Genomic DNA, 22,705 nt, shown 5'->3' with positions numbered 1-22,705 from the left:
ACACCAATGATGGCTGTGTGCGCCTACCAAATGTTCCTGATGTTACTTATCTTCAGGAAAATTCACAACTATAGGTGGATAACCGTTTTCTGAGGTTGGTTGTGCTTTAGTAACTACTGGTTGTGGATGCAAAGGTGTTGGTGTCAATTCACCCTTACCAGTTTGATTCCATAAAATCATCGATAGTAGCCCATCCACTAAGCCGTTATTGCTGCCATTACTGCCAACTAAGACATCTGGAATCAAACGGACATTGCGATCGCCTATAATCTGCATTAGTTGCATTGCTGTATAACCTTGTGGCCCCAAGGCTTCCACACCAGCGCGGTAGGTTTCAGCTTTGGCGTTACCTGTGGCGCGAATACCTTCAGCCTCAGCAATTGCCCGGAGTTTTGTACCCTCAGCTTCACCGTTCGCCTGCTTAATTTGAGCTTGGGCTTTAAGGTCAGCTATATGCACACTCTGCTCTGATTTCACCATTTCTTGCTGAATATTAGCGAGTGCCGTCTCCCGAACAAGCTGCTGCCGTTGGGTTTGCGCCATTTGCTGGACTTCATAAGTCTTGCGTTCTTCTTCGGCAATTTTCCGGTCTGTCTGTGTCTGCATTAACGATGCTGGTGGCTGAATATCACCAATGAGGGTGTCGATCGCTTGCACGTCATAAGCCCGCAATGCTGTTTTAATATACTCAGCAGCCTCAGCTTGGCGTTCGCTCCGAGCGGTGAGAAAGTCTAGTACAGTATAGTCTTGGGCTGAGTTGCGGAAATAATTACCGATGGTCGGTTCTAATACATGGTCTACGAGATTTTGCATAGCACCAACACGAGAAATTACCTTCGGCGCATCTAAAGCACCCACATGGATAATTTGTGCTACTTCCAAATCAAAGGCAAACCCATCACGCGATCGCACCGTTAAAGAAGCCAGTTTAGCATCATAACTGTGGCGTTCAGTCCGACCTGACCAGTTTAAGACGATGTTGGTCGTTGGCACGAGTTCAATCTTCATAATTCGAGAATTAATCGGGTGCTTACCAGGATATAGCGGTTCGACCCACACACCTTTATGTCCTTGATTCACCAAATTACCGTGGGTGAAAGCTGCACCGCTGACATCTTGATGTGCCTTACCCACGAAAGAAATCACCACACCTACATACCCAATGGGAATTTCCGTCATCGGCACTTGCTCAACTTGGACAAACCAAGGATTCAAGTTCCAAGAACCAGAAAGCAAGGTTTGTTCTTGTAAACCTCGCCGCCCACCCCCATTAATAAATTTCTGACCATTTTGGAAGTTGTCGTGTCCGTCAATTATCGGGCCTGCGAGTTCACCAGCAGAAATTGGTATGCCATCTAAAGTAGTGACGATGCCAACTTTGTCAGATGCCAGACTATACACCCGCAACTGTTCTGGAGTCATGCCATGAGCGCTGGCATTTGATGCCATGATGACTTTAAACAAGGCGGTATTAATCCTGTACGTACCAGCCGTAAGAAAACCCATTTGCCGCCCTTTTTCGCCGCCTTGGGTGAGGAATTTTCGAGCATCTTGGAAGTTGTCACAACCCACGATTTTACCCAAAATCCGCTCTGGTGGGTTGGATGCGCCATCTGCCGCTACAATCAAAGCGATTTCCCCTTGGGGAACGACAATTACTGGTTCTTTTTTTACAGAATACTGCCAAGGCCAATAGCCCCAGTGCCAACCAGGAGCTAAAGTATCTGCCTGTAAGCCAGCTTCGCCGTTGAGGGCAATCAAACTACCAGCGGGGAGTCCACGCCCGGAAAGGGTAAATTTTCTAACTACAATGCCAACTTCCCGTTCGCCAATAACTACAAGCCCGCCAAAGAATAGGGGGACGAATATGACTAAACCGCCAACAAGTAGAATGGGAACCACTACAACTGGATCAAGTCCAGCAGCTTGATATTGAGTCCTGCTCGTTTGTAACTGGGTAATATTTGGTGTGGTCTGATTTAGCTGGGCAGTCGCTGAAGTAATTTCTTTTGCAGTAGTTATTTTGACAGAAGTAGCATTGGCAGAGTGAACACTACCAGCAATTGCTAACGTTGCTACCACAGATGCTGCAAAACGAGCTACTTTATTTTGTTTACACGTACCAAGCAAAGATGAAATGCTTTTCATAATTTGTGCCCATTTGGGCAACTAATTAGTTAAGTTAACACTTCATCAAAGCTTGGCTCGATTTCTTAAACTTGGCGTAATTTTTTTAAAATTTAATAAACAAGGAGTCAGAATTAAGAATGGGCTACGCCCCGCTGCGCTAACAGAATTCAGAATTCTCTATCCGTGAAGGGATAGAGTTTTAGCATCCGTACAGAATTTATACTGAATTCTGGCTCCTGACTCCTGAGTTCTTCTGAATAAATATTTTGTAGGTTGAACATTGCCCAACCTACAAAGTGGAAATATAAAGTTAAATTAGACCGAACCGCCAGCAGCTTGAAACCGAGCGCGGGCGCGTTTGAAGGCTTGGGTTGCCTGAATTTGGGCTTGGCGATCGTCTGCGGAAACTTGACTTAGACGTGTTTCTGCTTGGTTATAAGCAGTACGAGCTTCATCAAGGTTAATTTTGTCGCCACGTTCAGCGCCGTTAACCAGAATTGTCACTTCATTTTCTTCGACTTCGGCAAAGCCACCCAAAAGAGCGATCGCTTCCCAATTCTGATTTTTAGCGCCACGAACTCGCATGACACCAGTATCTAGAGCGGTCAAAAGTGGTGCGTGTCCAGTTAGGATACCTAGTTGACCAGTAGTGCTAGGCAAAACGACTTCTTCAGCTGGAGCATCCCAGACTGTTTTATCTGGGGAAATTACACGAACGGTTAATGTCATTTGTCTTTTGTCCTTTGTCCTTCGTCCTTTGTCCTTTGTCTTTTGTAATTGCCATTAGTCATTAGCACTTGAACTAATGACTAATGACTAATGACCAATACTTCGGCTTCGCTCAGTACAAGTGACTAATGACTAACCTTTGATTTTTTCAGCTTTGGCGATCGCTTCGTTAATATCGCCAACCAAGTAGAAAGCCTGTTCTGGTAGAGCGTCTAACTCACCAGACAGAATCTTTTGGAACCCTTTAATGGTGTCTTCCAACTTCACGTACTTACCAGGAGAACCAGTGAATACTTCTGCCACAAAGAACGGCTGAGACAAGAAACGCTCAACTTTCCGGGCCCGCGCTACGATGAGACGGTCTTCTTCAGACAATTCATCTAGACCGAGAATGGCGATAATGTCTTGGAGTTCTTTATAACGTTGCAGAGTTGATTGCACCGCCCGCGCAGTATTGTAGTGTTCTTCACCTACAATGTTTGGTTGGAGCATAGTGGAAGTTGAACCAAGGGGATCAACTGCGGGATAAATTCCCTTAGCAGCCAAACCGCGAGACAGTACTGTGGTTCCGTCCAAGTGGGCGAAGGTAGTAGCAGGTGCGGGGTCTGTGAGGTCATCCGCAGGTACGTATACTGCTTGAATGGAGGTAATCGAACCTTCTGTAGTCGAGGTAATTCGCTCTTGCAGTTCACCTACGTCGGTTCCCAATGTGGGCTGATATCCCACCGCTGAAGGCATCCGACCTAGTAGCGCTGATACTTCCGAACCTGCTTGGACAAACCGGAAAATGTTGTCAATAAACAACAGCACATCCTGCTTGTTCACATCACGGAAGTATTCTGCTACTGTCAATCCCGAAAGACCAACCCGCATTCTGGCTCCGGGTGGCTCGTTCATTTGACCGTAGACTAGAGCAATTTTTGATTCGTTGAGGTTGTCTTTGTTGATAACCCCAGATTCAATCATTTCATTGTAGAGGTCATTGCCTTCACGGGTACGTTCACCCACACCAGCAAAAACGGATACTCCACCGTGCTGAGTAGCGATGTTGTTGATCAACTCCATCATGATCACGGTCTTACCAACACCAGCACCGCCGAACAGACCAATCTTACCGCCGCGTCGATAGGGAGTCAGAAGGTCAACAACTTTAATCCCAGTCTCGAACACGGAAGGTTTAGTTTCCAGGTCGGTGAATTTGGGAGCAGAGCGGTGGATGGGTAAACTTGCCTCAGCATTTACAGGGCCTTTGTTGTCCACAGGTTCGCCAAGGACGTTAAAAATTCGACCTAAAGTGGCTTTACCAACTGGCACGTTAATGGGAGCGCCTGTATCGGTGACTTCAAAACCGCGCACTAAGCCTTCGGTGGAACTCATCGCAACAGTCCGCACTTGGTTGTCGCCCAGCAGTTGCTGTACTTCAACGGTGATGTTGATTTCCTGTCCAGCTTCGTTGGTGCCAACGATTTTCAAAGCGTTGTAGATTTGTGGCAATTTCCCGCCGGGAAATTTAACGTCTACAACTGGGCCAATGATTTGGGTAATGTAGCCAATGTTTGTTTTTTCTGCGGTTGTGACCATGCTGCGCCTAATGATTGAAGCTAGATTTCAGATAAGGTCGGAGAAGACATAAGAATAAGAAATGTCACCTTTCACTCTAGCACCGGACGGGGACATAACTCTCTTAGTAATTCCTTAAAAAGGTGTTTGGTGGCTATGGTTGTAGTCCCCATCTTGACTAGATTGACGGGATAGGCTCTAGTTTATCCCTAATCTCCTTTTTTAGATGCGATCGCCCCATATCTAACGCATGTAGCAAAAAGTACTGATGTCCTAGATTACTTAGATGTTTACACTTGCAGGCAAAAAGCTAGATATTTGATACCTAGCTTTTGCCTTGAAATAATTCATATTTGTATTACATCATGTGCCTTGCATGGGTACAGCCCATCGAAGACATCACCAACACAGCATTTGCTAAAAGTTAGTTAGTAATAGATATATAAAGCTATCCATAAACTACATTTCCAAAACTTCTGAATATCCATAAGATGAAGATAGATACAAAAAACAGCTTTTGGCCAAGCTGCGATGCCTGGGTTAGTCGTAGCTGCGGCTTCATCCTCACACTTACACCGAGCAACAGCTTATGAATTTCTCGTCAGCACGACAATATTTTTACCAAGAGATTCAGCAGTCTGACGAGCGCATTGATTTGGCAAAGGCAGCTTTGTATATTGCACAAGAAGAATATCCCAATCTAGATGCAGAAGAATATCTCAACGCCCTTGATACAATGGCTTGGGAACTTCAAGAACGCCTGCCTGATTCACGATATCCTTTGCGGATAGTTCAAAGTATTAATCAGTATCTCTACGATGATTTAAAATTTTCTGGTAATAAAATTGACTATTACGACCCGCGCAACAGCTTTTTCAATGATGTAATCGATCGCAGATTAGGGATTCCCATTACCTTAGCGTTGCTTTACCTGGAAGTTGCTCGACGGATTGATTTTCCGATGGTGGGTATAGGGATGCCAGGACATTTCCTGATCCGCCCAGATATTCCTGATATCGAGATTTTTGTGGATGCTTTCAATGGTGGTGAAATAATATTTGCCCAAGATTGCGAAGAACGCCTGTCTCAACTTTATCAGCAACCTGTGACGCTACAACCAGAATTTTTAGCTGTAGTTAGTAATCGGCAATTTTTGGCCCGGATGTTGACAAATTTAAAATTTATTTACCTTAAACAGCAAGAGTTAGAAAAAACGCTGGCAGCAGTTGAACGAATTTTGTTGCTGTTTCCTGGTTTAACTTTAGAATTGCGCGATCGCGGTTTGATCTACTATCAACTCGGTTATTATCCCCAAGCCGTAGACGATTTACAAAACTATTTAGCAAAAGTTCCAGATGCCGAGGATGCATCTGTGATTCGGCGGCTACTTACGGAATTGGGTAAAGAGAAGTAGGGCAGGGGAGCAGCACTTCTCTACGAGAGGCTTCTCTTTCAGAGACGCTAACGCGAACGCCAACGGCTACGCTCAGTGACCAAGGAGCAGGGGAGCAGGGGAGAAGTTGCAGTAAGTTTTTCCCCTCTGCCCCTCTGCCCCTCTGCCTCTTCTGCCCAATTACGAATTACGAACTTGTATTGAGCGCAGCCGAAATATTACGAATTATTTTCTTCTTCTGCGACTCGTTTGAGGCGGCGCAGTTGGGCTTGCATATCTTCTTTCGTCCAAGATGCAGCAAAAGTGTTGAAGCCCCAACTTACTAAGGGGTTAGGGATATCGTACTCAAAGCGATTGAGTAAAAGCGTTCCCTTTTCTGTGGGTTGACATTCCCAGCGATCGCGCCCTTGAAAAAATCCCTGAAATTCCCAAACTACTAAACCCGGTTGTCGTTCTACAACTACGCTATTCAAAGTGGGTTTTATTAGAGGAATTTGAATAATAAAACGACTTTTACTGCCGACATCGGTACTCCAAGCTTCGCCCATAGGTTCGCAACGAAGAACGGGGTTGAGCCAACGGTGCATGAGAGCTAAATCGCTAAGACAGCGCTCCACCACCGTAGCTGTAGCATTAATTTGAATCGATTGTTCCAAAACTTGGGACATTCCACATCTTTGATGCTGTTGCTGCAATTAGAGTAACGCAAAATTCAGCGCAGTGGAAGATGAGGGAGCAAGGGAGCAGGGGAGAAGTTGCAGTAAGTTTTTCCCTCCGCATTTCTGCCCCTTATGCCCAATCCCCGTAGATTAAATCAAATATGAGTAAATATGTATGTTTTTACTGGTAAATTGATAGGCAAAACACTGACTCAGTGTTTGCGGCGAATACTTAAACATAATTCCCGAAAACCATGAACACAACTTGGCAAGAAATAACCCAGGTGATGTCTACGACGGGCTACGCCTACGGAGTTAGTTTATCCACAAGGGTGCAGCAATTTTTAGCACAATCATCGCCCAGCCTACAACCAATACAACCAGCAGTGAATCAAGGAATCGCTGATGTGCAAGGTATTGTACAACAGTTGATTCTGTTTACGCCTCGTCTTTTGGGGGCGGTAGCAATTTTATTAGTAGGTTGGCTCATTGCAGCGATCGCAGCAGCACTGACGCGAGGAATCCTCAATCGTACAAACATAGATAACCGCATTGCCGCAGGGATAACAGGTCGTCAAGATGTTCCCCAAGTGGAGAAATTCATCTCCGGCATAGTCTTTTGGAGTATTCTCCTATTGACAGCGGTAGCTGTTTTACAGACATTGGATCTGGAAATTGCCTCTCGTCCCCTCAATAATTTCCTCAATCAACTTATTGGCTTTTTGCCAAAGTTGGTTGGTGCAGGAATCCTTTTGGGAGTAGCCTGGTTGTTGGCGACCATTGTGAAGATTATCACTGTGCGATCATTACAGGCATTTAACCTAGATGAGCGTTTGAATCCAGAACCAGAAGACAGAGCGCCCAGCCTGAATCAGCTGTCTTTGAGTGAGACGATTGGCAATGCTCTGTATTGGTTTATATTTTTACTGTTTCTCGCCCCAGTTTTAGATACTCTCGGACTCAGGCAGGCTTTACAACCAGTACAAGCTCTAATTACAGAAGTTCTGCTAATTCTGCCGAACATTTTAGCGGCGATCTTGATTGCTGTAGTTGGCTGGTTCATCGCTAATGTAGTACGGCGGATTGTGACGAACTTGCTGGCGACAACTGGTCTTGACCATTTAGGTAGTCGCTTAGGATTATCTTCAGCTGCGGGGGTGCAACCTCTATCGAGTATCATCGGCACAATTGTCTATGTTTTGATTCTGATTCCTGTAGCGATCGCAGCGCTGAATGCCTTGCGAATTGATGCGATCTCAATACCTGCGATCGCTATGCTGCAACAGGTTCTCAATGCCCTACCTGCCATCTTTACAGCGGTGGCAATTTTGATTGTTGCCTATTTCGTCGGGCGGTTTATCGCGGACTTGGTTACAAGTATCCTCACCAATTTAGGGTTTAATAACATTTTCACTATTTTGGGTCTGACAACACCCAGCAGACGAATCGTCATTTCCACAGAACCAACAGTTGAGCCGATTACAACCCGTACTCCATCGGAAATTGTAGGCATTGTTGCCTTAGTGGGGATCATGCTGTTTGCCACAGTGGCGGCGGTGAATATCTTGAATATTCCAGCTCTCACAGCATTAGTGTCTGGTATTGTGATTATATTCGGGCGGATTTTGGCGGGATTGGTAATCTTTGCCGTTGGCTTATTCCTGGCAAATCTGGCTTTTAACATCATTACCAGTTCCGGCGAACGTCAAGCCCAGATTTTGGGACAAGTGGCGCGGATTGCAATTATTGCCTTAGTTTCTGCAATGGCACTGCAACAGATTGGAGTTGCCAGTGATATTGTGAATTTAGCCTTTGGACTTTTACTGGGTGCGATCGCAGTTGCTATTGCCCTAGCCTTTGGTCTTGGAGGGCGCGATATTGCAAGAGAGCAAGTTCAAGAATGGCTAAACTCTTTCAAAGGTAGAAACTAACAATTGATGAAGGCGCAATTTTATCTGTAAATCTGGAAAAGTGCAGCCGTAAGCATCAATAGTGCAGAAAATCTATCGGCAATTTTGCTTAAGAGGTTGAAAGCTAGAGCTGAGAAACTCGGAGTTTGAGTAGAGAATTTGACGTTTTGAGTTCTAAAGCTCAAGTTCCGAGTTCTGAAGCTCAATGGTAATAATCGGCGATCGCTTTCAGAAACAAGAGATATAGCAGATTTCAAATTGGTAAGCTACAAAAATAATGGAAAGCAGAGAGCAATCGGACTGAAGAAGTGAAACTGCTAAAATAGCTAAGTTTTTAAAAGTAATATCATGTCCGCATAATTTAGTTATGATTCCCAGAGTCATTGCACCCCACCCCCAGCCCCTCCCCGCTCTTCGGGAGGGGAGACAAAGCGCAGCTTTGGCGGGGTGGGGTTCTTGGGGTTTAGTAAGTAATCAAGCGGACATGACATAACATAGCAAAATTTACCAAAGACAGCTGCCGAATTAGCCCAAGAGATGCCCAAGATTGCCAATAGGCTAAGATATCGTGCTGGTGTTCGGGTGGGAGACTTACCTCGCTCTGATGCAGATGTCATGAAGCTTTTTGAGAAAATTCCTGGCACATCAAAGCTTGGAGGTAAAGAATATACAATTCGTCAATTTCTTAGAGATAAGCATGGTAGCCACATCAATCCACGTTCCCAAGGTGGATCGAATGCTGCTGATAATATTCTTTGGGAAGTAGGTGTTGACAATTTCCGCTTTTCTTAATTGAATTGTATTGGATTTGATTTGGTAATAGGGTTTAGTTAAGGGCTACTGGCAAAAATTTTGGTTTTTTTAGACGCGATAACTCGTCTTATCTACAAGTGTTTTGGGCTTATATGAACTGTATTGGGTTATGTTGAGTTACGGAATTTATAATAAAAATCATGTATATTCAGTTACATTGGCAGAGTAATAATAAATTTTGTTCCCTCACCAGGTGTTGACAAGCAGTTAACTTGTCCGTTGTGTTTGTCAACAATAATTTGGTAGCTAATCGCTAATCCCAGCCCGGTTCCCTTGCCCACAGCCTTGGTTGTGAAAGATTGATCAAAAATTCGAGATTGCACCTCAGTAAGCATACCGGGACCGTTATCTTGGATGCAAATTGTAACGGTTTTTTGTTGGGGATCAAACGATGTGGTAATAGTGATGATGTTCGGGCAAGCAGCAATATTTCGATCGCAATTGTTTTGATGGAGTTCATCAAATGCATCAATGGCATTGGCGATGATATTCATGAACACCTGGTTCAGTTGTCCGGGATAGCAACTGATTGGGGGTAAATCACCATATTGTGTGACAACCTGGATTTTAGTGCGATCGCCATTACCTTTTAGTCGATGTTTCAACAGCATTAAGGTGCTATCGATTCCTTCGTGAATCTGAAACTCCACCTGAGATGAAATATCTGCGCGAGTAAAAGTTCTCAAAGAGAGACTGATATCTTTAAGACGGGTAATTCCTTGGTGCATTGATGCCAGTAGTTTTGGCAGATCCTCTGCTAGATACTCCAAGTCAATTTCTTCAAGAAGCTCTTGAATTTCCGAGTCTGGTTGCGTTAGCTTCTCCTGTTGCAGGCTCACCAGGCGAAGTAGATTATTTACATGTTCCTCAATATAAGATAAATTTCCACCAACAAAACCAACCGGATTATTAATTTCATGACCAATACCTGCAACCATCTGCCCTAAAGTGGACATTTTTTCACTCTGGATCATTTGTAGTTGGGTTTGCTGTAACTGCTGTAGAGATTGAGTTAATTCTGCGGTGCGTTCTTGCACGCGTTCTTCTAATGTGCGCGTGAGATGGGAAATTTTGAGGTGTAACTTTAAACGGGCAATGACTTCTTCGTGTTGGAAGGGTTTGGTAATGTAGTCAACTGCACCTATTTCCAATCCCGCCACCTTGTCTGTAGAATCGGATAGGGCAGTCATGAAAATTACTGGAATATTGTGAGTGATAGGATTGGTTTTCAGTCTGCGACAAGTTTCAAATCCATCAATACCTGCCATCATCACATCCAAGAGAATCAGATCGGGATGAGCATATTCTGTTTGTTCGATCGCTGACTCTCCATCTGTTGCCATGAGGGCTTTCCAGCCACACCTCTGAATCGCTTCCGATAGCACCTTGAGATTGTTTGGATTATCATCCACTAACAAAATATGTATGGGTTTCGAGATAGGAACAGCGATCATGGATGTAACTCCGTTGTGACAAATGATTTGAGTAACTTACGGATTTTTCCGGTTTGGAAATTGGCAGTGAGTTTGCTTAACTCTGCTGCAAAGGGAGCTAGTTGACTGTTTTCCTCAATTAGTTCTTTTAACATTCCCTCAATCGCCGAGATATCTCCCATCATTGCCAGATGATAGAGTTGTTGCAAAACATCTTGGGATGGTAGGATCAATTCACTATCAGTAATCTGCTCACCTTTGGGAGGCGAAGATTCGGCATATATCCATTCCACTCCCAAGAGCGATCGCAGTCTATTAAGTAGTTCGTCGATCTGGAGGGGTTTGGATAAGAATGCTGTTGCCCCTGCCTCTAAACTCCGCTGGCGATTTGACTCAAAGACACTAGCACTAGAAACAATAATGGGAATAGAACGGGTTTCGGGATTCGCTTGCAGATGAACCATTAGCTCAAAACCATCCATATTGGGCATGGCTAAATCGAGTAGAATCACATCTGGATTGTGTTCAATTGCTACTTCTAGCCCATGTTTGCCATCGGTTGCTTCCAGGGTTTGACAGCCAATTTCTTGCAGCAGATTGGTCAACATAGAACAGTGGTTGCGATCGTCATCGACAATTAGAATCTGAGGCGCACTACCCCGAATTCCGGTAATTTTTTGAGGAGTTGAGGCTGTATCTGTGCCCATCGTAGACATCGCTCCTCCATACCAGTCATGAGCAAGTGGTACTGGTACTGTCAAATCCAGCCAAAATAGACTTCCTTCACCTAAGTGGCTCTGTACCTGAATTTGGCTTCCCATCAATGCCGCAATTCTTTGGCTAATCGCCAACCCCAAGCCAGTACCTTCAGATCGCTGTCCTGCTTCACCCACTTGCTCAAAAGGCAAAAAGATTTTCTCTAGTTGGTCTGGTGACATTCCAATACCCGTATCTTCAATCTGAAAACGAATCTTTTGATGTGTCATTTGTCCATTGTCATTTGTCATTTGTTTAGACTCTTGACTAATGACTTCCACTTTGAAGGTTACGCTACCGCTATCTGTAAATTTGATCGCGTTGCCCAGTAAGTTAATTAACACTTGCCGCAGGCGTTTTTCATCAACTTCAATGGCCAGTGGTAGGCGATCGCTAATTAAGATATTAAATCCAATTCCTTTTTGTTCAGCCCGGATACCACAAATCTCAGTCACACCATGTAAAAAACTGGGCAAATGCACACTCGTAACAACCAAATCCAATTTTCTTGCTTCTATCTTCGAGAGATCGAGAATGTCATTGATCAGCATCAAAAGGTGCGATCCGCATTGGTAGATAATGCTAACCCCTTCTAGGTTTTTAGCTGTCATGTTTGGCGATCCTTCTAGTACCTGGGCAAAACCAAGGATGCCATTGAGAGGTGTACGTAGTTCGTGGCTCATGTTGGCGAGAAACTCACTCTTGGCCTGATTGGCAGCATCGGCAGCTTGCTTTGCCTCGACTAATTCATGAGTGCGTTCTTCGACTTTTGTCTCTAGGGTTTTGGAATAATCCAAAAGTTGACTGTTGGCAATTTCTAGTTGGCGATTGGTTTCTTCTAACTTCCGCTGTTTATAAGCATTAGTTGTTGCAATCACACTACCGATAAACGCGGCTAAAGCGGGTGTTATTGGAATTAAAACACCATGCAAAAACATCCCATAGCCACCCCATATACAGCCTCCACTGATACTTACAGTTGCCCAAAGGATTTTGCCACCGGGAATCCGCAGCTTGCTACTAGATAATAACCAACTGCCCGTAGAACCAATGACAGACCACAAAACAATCCACAACGACAGAAAAATGCCAGAAACACCGTGCAGAGTGGCATTTCCTGTTTTTGCTCCTCGTACTAGTTGATGAGCAATATTGGCATGAACAACCACACCTGGAGTCGGTTTTTGAGCAGAGATCCACGAAGAGAAGGGTGTGCTGAAGAAATCATTGGTACTGGAGGCAATTGACCCAATAAATACCATGCGATCGCGCATCAAATCTCTCGGAATTTTCCCTGTTAACACATCGCGCATCGCAACTGTCCGAAATGCGGCTTCTGAACCATGCCAATTCAGCAGAATTTGATAGCCTCCTAAATCAGCATCGTTATAACCTGCTTCTTGATTTTGCAGTGGTAAGTAAATTTCTTTACCCAACTGAAACTTTTGTTTTTGGGGGTCAATGCTTTCTAAGCTAATTTTTTCAGCTTCGAGGTACTTTAGGGCTACAAGGGTTGCTAGTCCGGCTTTAATGGTGTTTTTCTCTTTGGCATCTTCAGCTGTCAAGAGGGCGCGACGTACAAAGCGATCGCCATCCAAGACTAAATCTGCTAATCCTACCCGATCCTGTTTTTTCAATTCTGGTGGGGGATTGACGCGTTCGCCAGTAATTTTCTCAACTCCGATTAAATTGGGAGTGTTGCGAAAAACTTGAACAAGTTGCTCGTGTCCGCTTCCTTCGGGTAAATCTCGATAGAGATCCAAGCCAATGGCTCTAGGCTGCTGCGCCCGGATTTTTTCTAGTAATCGTGCCAGCGCCCAGTCTGGAACTGGCCATTTACGCACCGATTGGATATCGCGCTCATCGATTGTAACAATCACAATCTCATCTGCGTAGGCATAGCCCGCCATAGGCATCGCCTGTGAAGATCGCTGACGAACCCATTCGTCGCGAATTTTCCATTCCGGTAAATTGAAAAGTCCCAACGATTGCCCAACCATAACAGTCAAGGCAACGCTGGGAGTAATAATCAAAACGCTGCGAGTACCTTGGATAAAAGCCTGGAATCTGCGCCACATATTTGTGTCATGCAATGGGGATTGGGGAAGGTAGGGTTCCCTCTGGGGATAAGAGGTAATGGGGACTGGGTGGAAGTAAGAAGAGGGGAACAAAGGGTACAAGGGGGAATTATTGAACAAGTTTCTTCTTTGTCTCCCCCCTCTCCCTTGTCTACCTTGTCTCTTCTCATGCCCAATGCCCAAACTGGTATTAGTTAGTAGATGCTAATAAGTTGGCTGTTACAATCTCCTTTAAACTCACTGAGGATAGAAGTTCTTCCCATTGTTTGCGGAGAGTTGCATTGTTAGGTTGAGCGGTATATACCGATGCAAGTGTTGCCACACAGTCATACCAAACACCATTTTTACCCAAAATAGTAGCCTGCTTCAAAGCATCTTGCTCTTGGATTGCTGTTGCCAACTCCGCACTGGGCTGGATACGCTGAATCCAACCATCGACGTAAGGCGTACTCGGACTGAGTTGCCCATCTACTTTTAGTGCTAGGAACCATTGATAGTTTTTACCAACGGCTAAAGCGGGTGCATTAGCTGGTAATTCGATCGCGATTACCCCAGTTTTCCCTGCAACTGAAATGTTCATCTGATGTTGCATATTGCCAGCTTCATCTTTGAGGCTGAACACTGCTTCTTCGGCATTGGAAGCTGGGAGATACACCAAGATTGTGGGACGTTCAGATATTGTTGTGCCATAGAAATTTTGGGGCAACAGGGCGATTAGCGCTGCTGGCTGCGTTGTACTTGTAGTCGATGGATTCAAGTAGTAAGTACCAACGCGAGAAGCACCCGCACTTGCTTGTTGGGGAGCGCCTTTGCCAGGGGCAGGTGTAAACAGCTTGCCGCGAGAAGCTCCTCCAGTTGCCTGTCTGGGCGTACCTTTGCCAGGGGCAGGTGTAAAGAGGTTGCCACGAGATGCTCCTCCAGTTGCTTGTCTGGGCGCACCTTTGCCGACAGCAGGGGCAAACATACTACCGCGAGAAGCTCCTCCAGTTGCTTGTCTGGGCGCACCTTTGCCGACAGCAGGGGTAAAAATACTACCGCGAGAAGCTCCTCCAGTTGCTTGTCTAGGAGAGCTACTGTTGGGGGGTGGGGTAAATGTAACAGCATAGGCAGTAGTCCATGTACTGCTAGCGATCAGTGCGATGACGCTTAATGTACTGGCTAAATATCGACGTTTCATGATGTTTTTCCTTATGTCTTTGAAATGTGATACAAACAAAATGCGTTTCTTTTGACTATGTTCAGAAGCTCAGAGAATAAGTCTAAGTAACAGTAAAGTCAGGGAAGTTCTACTAGCAGTATAGGCGAACTTGATATCAAACGCTGTAAAAAATAGCCTAAATTATTTGCAATGAAGTCCGTTGTATTACTTAGCTAAATCCAGTTGCCGATCAAAACAAAGCCAGACCAAAAGAACGGTTCGTGGAAATCAGTTTGGCGAATTAGGCTAATTTGTGCTTGTCTTAGTGCTTCGGCTTTAGTGATTTTGGGTTGTCGCAGTTGCTCATAGAAGCGAGTCATTAGCATCGCGGCTGCCCGATCTTTGACGGGCCATAGGGTAGCGATAGTTGAGCGAGCGCCGGATTTGACAGCCAAGCCTGCTAGTCCCAGGACGGCGCGATCGTCTCCTGCGGCAGTATCGCAGGCACTTAGTACCAGCAACTCGATAGCTTTTGATGGATCGCTACCCCGATTTTTCAGGAGTTCAGATAATTCTTTAACATTGACTTGTCCATCCCAAGTGAGCAAGAAGGTGTCTTCAAGGCGGGAACTAAACTGTCCGTGGGTTGCTAGGTGGACAATACCTGCACTACTAGATTTCACACGTTCAGCAAGGGCTTGACTGGTAAATTCCTGATTCAGTAACATCTTAGAAGATACCGCCTTGGAGATTTGTTTCACTTCTGATTCGACGGCGGGCAAAGCACTAAAGCCAGCACGAGATTGGCTAATGCCACCGACGATCGCACTGATGTGGTTTTACGATCGCGTCGCCATCAGTTGCAATCCTGGTGAGAGCGCTACAGCATACTTCTCGATCAGATATTGCTTACCGTCAAAAAGGGCTGCTATGGGAATATTCCGCAATCGACCATCCAAAACAAACACCAATGTCTTGGTATCAATAAATGCTTGCTCTGCTTCCTCTGGACGAATCAACCAACTATAAATTTGTTGAGATAATCGATCTCGGTTTTTAGAATCTGAGACAGGGTTAAGAGCAACCAAAAAATTGTCTAGAGTCTGCTCAATTTCAGCTTGCGATTTGTGAGTGACATAGGAACGGAGTGGTTGCCCTGCTTTGGAGAGAATTACTGTTAAGCGATCTGGCAGGATAATCGGATAAATGACGGTTGCAGTAGGATCAACCCGATCAATTTGTTGAGTTTTATCTAAACAGGCTTCCCGAAAAAAGTTATCGAGTTCCGCAATTTGGAGGGACTCAATCAATTCACGAGCTTGGATTAGTTCTGCTTGACTAGGTTGATTCTCTAGAAGTAAATCAACCAGTTCTCGGTAGACCGGCTCCACACTGGTGCGAAAAGAGAACTGGACATCCGGGTTGATAGCTACCAAATCTCCCCGCAGTGCCTTTAAAGCGTTGACTGCTTCTGTATAGGCGGTAATCGCTTTTGAGCGATCGCCTTGTTGTTTATACAACTGTCCCACCTGCCAAGCAGATTGAGCAATGATATCGTTAGCTTGGAGTTGGCGGGCAATGTTGAGGGATTTCTGAGTTAACGCCTGTGCTTCAGATAACTGCTGTGTACGCTGATAGAGTTTTCCCCACTGATTTAGTGCATGAGCTTCGGCTTGAGTATCCTGAATTTGCTGTGCAGATTTGACTGTGACTGCCATCAGTTGCGCCAAATCCTTCAGCGGTAAGATTTGGTCAGGATTTGACTGACGATCTAGGGTGGCAACAAAATTGATCGCTGCGTAGAGTGAGGTGTGACTGGGGGGCAGTTCCCGGAGTTGTTGGAGTAGCTGAGGTGCGAGTGGGTTAACAAATTCCAGTTTGTCGTAATTGAGGAAAAGTTTGAACTGAGCTAAACGCGCTTGTAACTGATCGCTTGGGTTAGTTGTTAAGAGTTGAGCCTGTTCAAAGTAATTTAATGCTGCTTCTGGATCTTGCAAGTCAACGGCAGTTTGACCCAAGCTTATCAGGATAGAACTCAAATGGGGTTTCGCAGCAATTTTCTGTGCGATCGCTAAACTTTGCTCTAAAGTCTGTTGACTCTTACCAGAGTCGCCAATCATTTGCAGGGCTAAACCAAGCGATCGCAGTCCACTGACTTTGATTTCATTATCCGGCATCCCTTGGAGTTTTTGAGTCAGTGCTTCTAACTGTTGTTTAGAACGGCGATAAAATCCTAAAGTTTGTAAAGCTTGTGCCTGGTTGATTTGACTACCCAGGCTTCCCATTGTGTCGCCTGCTTGCTCATAAAATTTTTGAGCTTTTTGCCAACTTTCGAGGGCGGTTTCGGCTTTGCCAGTGTGCAATTGCAAATTTGCTTGGGTATTGAGTGCTTGTGCCCAGAGAATTGCATCAGCAGAGGGAATAGAGGTTTGCAACAGTTTCAGACTTTGCTCAATAGACTGTTGGGCTGCTTGCCATTGATTAAGCTCCTGTTGTGTCAGTGATAGGTAACTTAAACTTAAAGCTTCGCCCTGGCGATCGCCTTGGGTATGATACTGTTGTGCTGCCGTTTGCCAAATCGTCACTGCTTCTGCAAAGCGTCCTGAATGGTAGAGGTTTCGTCCCTGTTCTAGCCAATTGGTCGGTTGAGAAGTGGATGCTGACACATTCAGGATAGAAGTTGTTGGTACTTGCACAGATGCTCTAGTAGGTGTAATGGTTATTGCCAAACACAAGCTCAAGATACTCAGACTGATATATAGCCAACGAAGTTGTTTAATTTGGAAAATCATCAGTAATTATCCGTATAAAATTATTTCATCAATTGTATATTAAATTACTTTAAAATTAATTAACTTGGTTACAAAATTATTGGGCAAATTAACTCTTGGGAACCGCAGCACAAGTTAACTGCGGCTGTTTATTTGTAGTAGATTTGGTGACAATTAATTCAATTTTGCCGTTAGCGTTACGCTGCCAAGAAGTGGCTTCAACGAGGACTTTTGGGGATACAGGTATCTGTGTAGTGACCTCACCCGTTTTGCGATAAGCAGACAAATCGCGCACATCGTCCCAGGTGCGTAGGCGTAGCCCGTCGTAGACATCACTCGTCAGTTGATTAGGATTTTGCGGCACACCACCTCGTCCTGTTGCCACAAAGCGACTGCCTTCACTATCTGCGCAGCCTGTAGCAATTTGCTGGGATGGATCGGTGACATTTACAGGCAATTCGACTAAACCGGAATTTGGATCGATACCGATAGTATTAACTTGAACCGTGCCACTTACCCCAAATTGGGAACTGGCGGTGATGTCACTTTCTGGGGTGAGTTGGTTGCGGAACTTCAGCCCAAAGATGCCTTGAGTGGTGATTTGGATATTACCACCTCTGCCTCGCACTGCATTAGCAATAATGTCGCTGTTTTTTAAGCCGACGATGATGGGTGCATTGATGTTTATATTACCTCCATTCCCCGATCCGCCAGCTGTTGAGGTTATCTGGCTATTGTCTTGCAGAAGCAATAGGTTTGTGGTGGACAATTTAATATTTCCACCATTACCGGATTCTGTTTGTGCTTGAATAAACCCTTGATTCTTTAATTGGATGCTGGCTGCACTGATGTTAATATTGCCACTATTTCCACTGCCTTGACTGGTGACACTGACTGTCCCGCCATCGGTCAGCGTTAAGTTCGGTGTGGTAATGCTCAAAGTACCGGCATTCGCTGTTAATATATCTGGCAAACCGAATCGTATCCGCACTAACGTATCGGGTCGGATGGTGGAGGCGTTAATGCTACTATTAGTTGCCCGACCTTGACCACTGATGATGATCGCTTCCGTAGCATTGATACTCAAATCTCCCCCATTACCTGCAAAAAATGAGGTGGTAGCAACTGCTCCCCCATCCAGAATTTGCAATTTGGCAGTATTCAGGGTCAAGGTTTTGGCACTTCCGGTTGCAAATGTAGTTGAGCTAATATTGCTGTAAAGTCCAGAGGGACTTTCTCCCATCACCGTGGTATTGGTGTTGCGAATCGTCACTTTACCGCTAGAACCACTGCCAAAGGTAGCCGAAGATAGTGAGGCACCGCTTGATACTAGTAGACTATTACTATTGACGAAAACATCACCAGCATTCCCAGTGCCTAGTGTAGTAGTGTTGAGTGTGGTGACATCAGCAGGATTAATGCCTGAAAAGCCAGACAGTTCAATGGCGGTTGCATCAATGTAAATATTGCCACTCGGAGCTGCTCCAAGAGTTGTGCTATTCAACCCCGCTCCCGACTTGATAGTGAAGTTAGGAGTAATAACGCTGATATTTCCACTAGCTCCCATACCAAAAGCATTACTACGCACTCCGCTCTGAATTGTGCCATCAGCTGTTTTGGCAATCATATTAATGGACTGTGTAGCCTGAAGGCGAATGTCACCACCGGGGAGATTGCCAAAATTTTGCGCCAGTACCAGAGAGCCATCGGTGAATTGAATTTGCCTACCCTGAATTTGAACAGAACCCGCATTTACCCCGCTAATATCTAATAGCGATCGCTGTGCCAATTGAATATCGCCAAAGCTTTGTACATTACCATATTCCAGTGTATAGCCCTGTGCGGTTGGTATCAGGTTTACCAATGCTGTTCCACTTACACTACCCAATTCAACTCGCCCTCTTTCAGCGATCAGGTTTGCCCCATTTAGATGTATGTCGCCACCCACAAAAGCTAGGGTATTTCCCGGCTGTACCCGCAGTTTTGTAGAACTGGGAATCTGAATCGGGGGAAGCAGAGTCAGTCCACTGACATTCCTCAAAGTATGTCCTGTACCTTGAATGTTGATGGGTGCGGGATTGTTACCCAGTTGCAACCCAATGGGAACATTGATACTCAACAAGGGCGCAGATTCAGAATTAATTACACTAAACTCAGCGCCATCGGCAAATTTAATACTGCTGGCAGTGCTACCAATAAACGAACCCCCAATATTTAGTTGGGCATTGGCTCCAAAGATGATCCCACTAGGGTTGATCAAGAACAGACTGACGGGGTTGTTGCCGTTAATTGTCTGAATCAAACCATCAATGTTAGAAATATTACCGCCAGTAACACGGCTGAAGATGGTAGAAATGTTGGGCGTGTTTATTAAATCAAAAGTAGCCGAACCGCCAGTGGGAACCGAAAACTGCTGGAAACTGTGAAATAAGTTACTCTTGGCGGCACTACCATTAGTAATGGTGAAGTTATTACCGCTTTGGGAGACAGCAGTATTGAGGGTGCCATCGGGAGTTAGCTGGGCACTCACAGAGGCACACCAAAGCAGCATCCCACCTGTCAGCACTATATCGATCAAACCCCAGCAAACAGAGGGTGCTTTCATCGCTCACTTTCTATCAATACTTAATATATATAGGGTTCCCTAAACGGTATTGTGTTTGCACAGCATCAACAGTTTTAGTAGTTATCTTGGTGTAGCTTTGTGAAAACGAAACTTGCCGTAGGCGTTGCAATTACTGGAACTTCAGTTCGCACCACAGGTTATATCGTGTCCGGTTAAAGACTTATCATTAAGACGGCAGGGGGAAAGAGGGTTTCCCGGTTTTTGCACAGGTGCGGGAATTATAACTAATTAGTCGGACATGATATTAAATATGGTTGTACATGGGTTGGTTGAGCCGCAATTAACTCAATTTTGCCTTGGGTGTTCCGGTGCCAGGAAGTAGCTTGGACAAGAACTTCTGAAGATTCAGGCATTTGTGCTGTGACTTCCCCAGTTTTGCGGTATTCAGAGATATCGCGGACATCAGACCAAGTGCTTAGGCGTAGTCCGTCGTAGACATTGCTCGTCACATCTTGATTGGGATTTTGCGGCACACCACCCCGTCCCGTTACCACAAATCGACTGCCTTGATTTGCAGAACAACCACTGGCTATTTGCTGCGATGAATCGCTGACATTCGCTGGTAGTTGAATTAAGCCAGAATTGGGATCGACACCGATTGTATTAACTTGAACAGTACCGCTAACCCCAAACTGTGAACTAGCAGTGATGTCATTTTCTGGAGTCAGTTGAGGACGATATTTCAGCCCAATAATTCCCTGAGTTGTGATTTGAATATTGCCACCTTTTCCTTGGACTGCATTGGCAATAATGTCACTGTTTTCTAAACCCACGATGTTCGGAGCATTAAGCGTGATATTGCCACCATCACCACTACCCCCTGCTTCTGCACTGATAAAGCTACCATGACGCATCAGTAGTAGATCCCGCAGTTGTAAATTAGTGTTACCACCTCCGCCTGCTTTTGTGGATGCTGAAATGCTGGCCCCATTGTCGAGTCGTAGGGTGTTCGCCTGAATGTTTAAAGTACCAGCCTTACCGGAGCCAAGGTTTTGGACAAAAACTGTTGCACCATTACTGATGTTAAGAAGTGGGGTGTTAATCGTGGTGTTACCTGAAGTAGCGCTGGAAAATCTAAAAACAGGACGAACAGCTGTACCAATATAGCTGGGATTTGCTGCATCTTTGACACCATTCACATCAATCGATTCAGACGCATTGATAGTCAGTGAACCTGCATTTCCTAAAACTATGCTAGAAGCTGACACTCTGCCGCCAGCTTGAACCGACAGCTTGCGGGTATCGATTTTCAAATCCCCTGCATTACCAAACCCAAATGTGGCAGTAGACAACAGACTAAAATACAAACCCTTTGGCGCTCCCTCATTTGTCACCTGAATCGTATCCGCCTTGACGATGAGATCGCCGCCATTGCCTGAAGCGTAGGGTCTTGCTGCGATATTGCCGCCAGCTAAAATAGACAGGTTTTGAGTGGAGATGTTAACATTTCCACCTTTTCCAGCCCCATAGGAAGCAGCTAATATCTGGCTGACTGCTCGAAAAGGAGAAGGATCGCCAAATGCAAAACCATTCACCTGCATTTCATCAGTATTTATTGCAATATTGCCACCCGATGCTGTGCTAAAGGTACGGTTTAAGATATACCCACCCCCGTCAATATTCAACTGTGGGGTGGTAACGATAATATTCCCTGCTGCACCTGGGGATATAGTTTCATTAATTAAACTGCTGGAACTTTTAAAATCAGGAGACTTGCCGATAATCTGGAGGGACTCTGTGGCATTGATGGCAATATCACCAGCAGTTTGATTGCTGCGATTTTGCACCGATACCAGTGAACCATCTCGGATGCTGACCTGTTTACCCTGAATTTGAATGGCTCCTCCCCTTTGCCCACTAAGGTCGCGTGTAGATGCTAGAGCTAGTTGGGTTATCTGGATATTGCCAAAACTCGAAGCATTAGGATAACTTAGTGCAAATCCTTCAGGGATAGTATTGAGTGTGACACTTCCACTAGTAATACTACCCAATTCTATTTGTCCTCCTGGTGTAGAGAGCAATCCTCCATCTAAGGCGACATTCCCACCCACCAATGCTAGGGTTCTTCCAGGTTGCAACTGTAATCCTCTCGTACCGAGGTTTAATCCAGAAACCTGAAGTGAGTCGCCTAATTGGGCATTGTGTCCTGACCCTTGGACGGTAATGGCTCCTGGATTGCTACCAAATTGCAAGCCAATTGGTACATTCATCGTCAACAAAGGGGCTACTGCGGTATTGGTAGCACTAAACTCCACCCCGTCAGAGAACTTGATGCTGGTTGCAGTTGTACCAACAAACGATCCGCCAATATTCAGTTGGGCATTGAGGCCAAATAAAATACCCGCAGGATTGACCACGAACAAATTGGCACTACCATTGGCGCGGATTAACCCATCGATATTAGACACACTACCGCCTGTGACACGGGCGAAGATGTTTTGCACATCGGTGGCATTGTCAAAGAAGGCAGAACCACCTGTAGGCAAGGAGAACTGGCTGAAGCTATGGAACAAGTTTTTCGCGATCTGATTGCCATTGATAATAGTGAAATTATTACCACTTTGGGAGACTGTGGTGTTGAGGGTGCTATCAGGTGTTACTTGGGCGTTAGTCGAATTGCTCCAGAGAAGTACAGTACCCAAAGGTACAAGCATCCCACTTCTAAATATGCTATCCAAAAAACTCAGCCAAATAGAGGTTATTTTCATT

General features: G+C 45.1%; 12 protein-coding genes and 1 pseudogene. 3 read left to right on the top strand and 10 right to left on the bottom strand.

What is annotated here, in order from left to right; genetic code table 11:
• Positions 1-42: 42 nt before the first annotated feature.
• From QUD05_RS32765 to atpD, 3 genes are all read right to left on the bottom strand, one after another.
• Complete coding sequence (locus QUD05_RS32765) at positions 43-2,148, bottom strand: SPFH domain-containing protein (RefSeq protein WP_289799690.1); 2,106 nt, start codon at positions 2,146-2,148, stop codon at positions 43-45.
• A gap of 297 nt (positions 2,149-2,445) precedes the next feature.
• A complete protein-coding gene (gene atpC, locus QUD05_RS32760) occupies positions 2,446-2,859 on the bottom strand; it encodes an ATP synthase F1 subunit epsilon (protein ID WP_194041858.1) in 414 nt (137 codons plus the stop codon).
• Between the two features lie 132 nt (positions 2,860-2,991).
• Positions 2,992-4,440, bottom strand: coding sequence for a F0F1 ATP synthase subunit beta (atpD, locus tag QUD05_RS32755; RefSeq protein WP_289799689.1), 1,449 nt, complete (start codon positions 4,438-4,440; stop codon positions 2,992-2,994).
• Positions 4,441-5,008: 568 nt separating this feature from the next.
• Between atpD and QUD05_RS32750 the strand changes: the two genes are divergently transcribed.
• Positions 5,009-5,833: a SirB1 family protein gene (locus QUD05_RS32750; protein WP_289799688.1), complete on the top strand. Its 825-nt coding sequence runs from the start codon at positions 5,009-5,011 to the stop codon at positions 5,831-5,833.
• Positions 5,834-6,030: 197 nt separating this feature from the next.
• On the opposite strand, the gene QUD05_RS32745 is transcribed toward QUD05_RS32750, so the two are convergent.
• Positions 6,031-6,480, bottom strand: coding sequence for an SRPBCC family protein (locus QUD05_RS32745; protein WP_289799687.1), 450 nt, complete (start codon positions 6,478-6,480; stop codon positions 6,031-6,033).
• Between the two features lie 245 nt (positions 6,481-6,725).
• Here QUD05_RS32745 and QUD05_RS32740 point away from each other — a divergent pair, with 245 nt between their 5' ends.
• Complete coding sequence (locus QUD05_RS32740; RefSeq protein WP_289799686.1) at positions 6,726-8,402, top strand: mechanosensitive ion channel; 1,677 nt, start codon at positions 6,726-6,728, stop codon at positions 8,400-8,402.
• Between the two features lie 516 nt (positions 8,403-8,918).
• Positions 8,919-9,173 carry a hypothetical protein gene (locus tag QUD05_RS32735; RefSeq protein ID WP_289799685.1) on the top strand — a complete coding sequence of 85 codons (255 nt, stop codon included), beginning with the start codon at positions 8,919-8,921 and terminating at the stop codon, positions 9,171-9,173.
• A 173-nt stretch (positions 9,174-9,346) separates the two neighbouring features.
• On the opposite strand, the gene QUD05_RS32730 is transcribed toward QUD05_RS32735, so the two are convergent.
• The 6 genes and pseudogenes from QUD05_RS32730 to QUD05_RS32705 form a co-directional block, all read right to left on the bottom strand.
• On the bottom strand, positions 9,347-10,648 hold the full coding sequence (locus QUD05_RS32730; protein ID WP_289799684.1) for a hybrid sensor histidine kinase/response regulator: 1,302 nt from the start codon (positions 10,646-10,648) through the stop codon (positions 9,347-9,349).
• Positions 10,645-13,461: a CHASE2 domain-containing protein gene (locus QUD05_RS32725; RefSeq protein ID WP_289799683.1), complete on the bottom strand. Its 2,817-nt coding sequence runs from the start codon at positions 13,459-13,461 to the stop codon at positions 10,645-10,647. The genes QUD05_RS32730 and QUD05_RS32725 overlap by 4 nt, the downstream gene beginning before the upstream one ends.
• A gap of 190 nt (positions 13,462-13,651) precedes the next feature.
• Entirely contained in the window at positions 13,652-14,638 is a 987-nt protein-coding gene (locus QUD05_RS32720) for a DUF928 domain-containing protein (protein ID WP_289799682.1), read from the bottom strand.
• Between the two features lie 194 nt (positions 14,639-14,832).
• Positions 14,833-17,391, bottom strand: a pseudogene (locus tag QUD05_RS32715) (CHAT domain-containing protein).
• A gap of 88 nt (positions 17,392-17,479) precedes the next feature.
• Positions 17,480-19,975 (bottom strand): two-partner secretion domain-containing protein, encoded by a 2,496-nt coding sequence (locus QUD05_RS32710; RefSeq protein WP_289799681.1) that lies wholly within the window; start codon positions 19,973-19,975, stop codon positions 17,480-17,482.
• A 245-nt stretch (positions 19,976-20,220) separates the two neighbouring features.
• On the bottom strand, positions 20,221-22,704 hold the full coding sequence (locus QUD05_RS32705) for a two-partner secretion domain-containing protein (protein WP_289799680.1): 2,484 nt from the start codon (positions 22,702-22,704) through the stop codon (positions 20,221-20,223).
• Position 22,705: the final 1 nt, after the last annotated feature.

Source organism: Nostoc sp. GT001 (genome assembly GCF_030382115.1).
Taxonomy (GTDB): domain Bacteria; phylum Cyanobacteriota; class Cyanobacteriia; order Cyanobacteriales; family Nostocaceae; genus Nostoc.
This window is presented reverse-complemented; position numbering and strand designations above follow the sequence as displayed.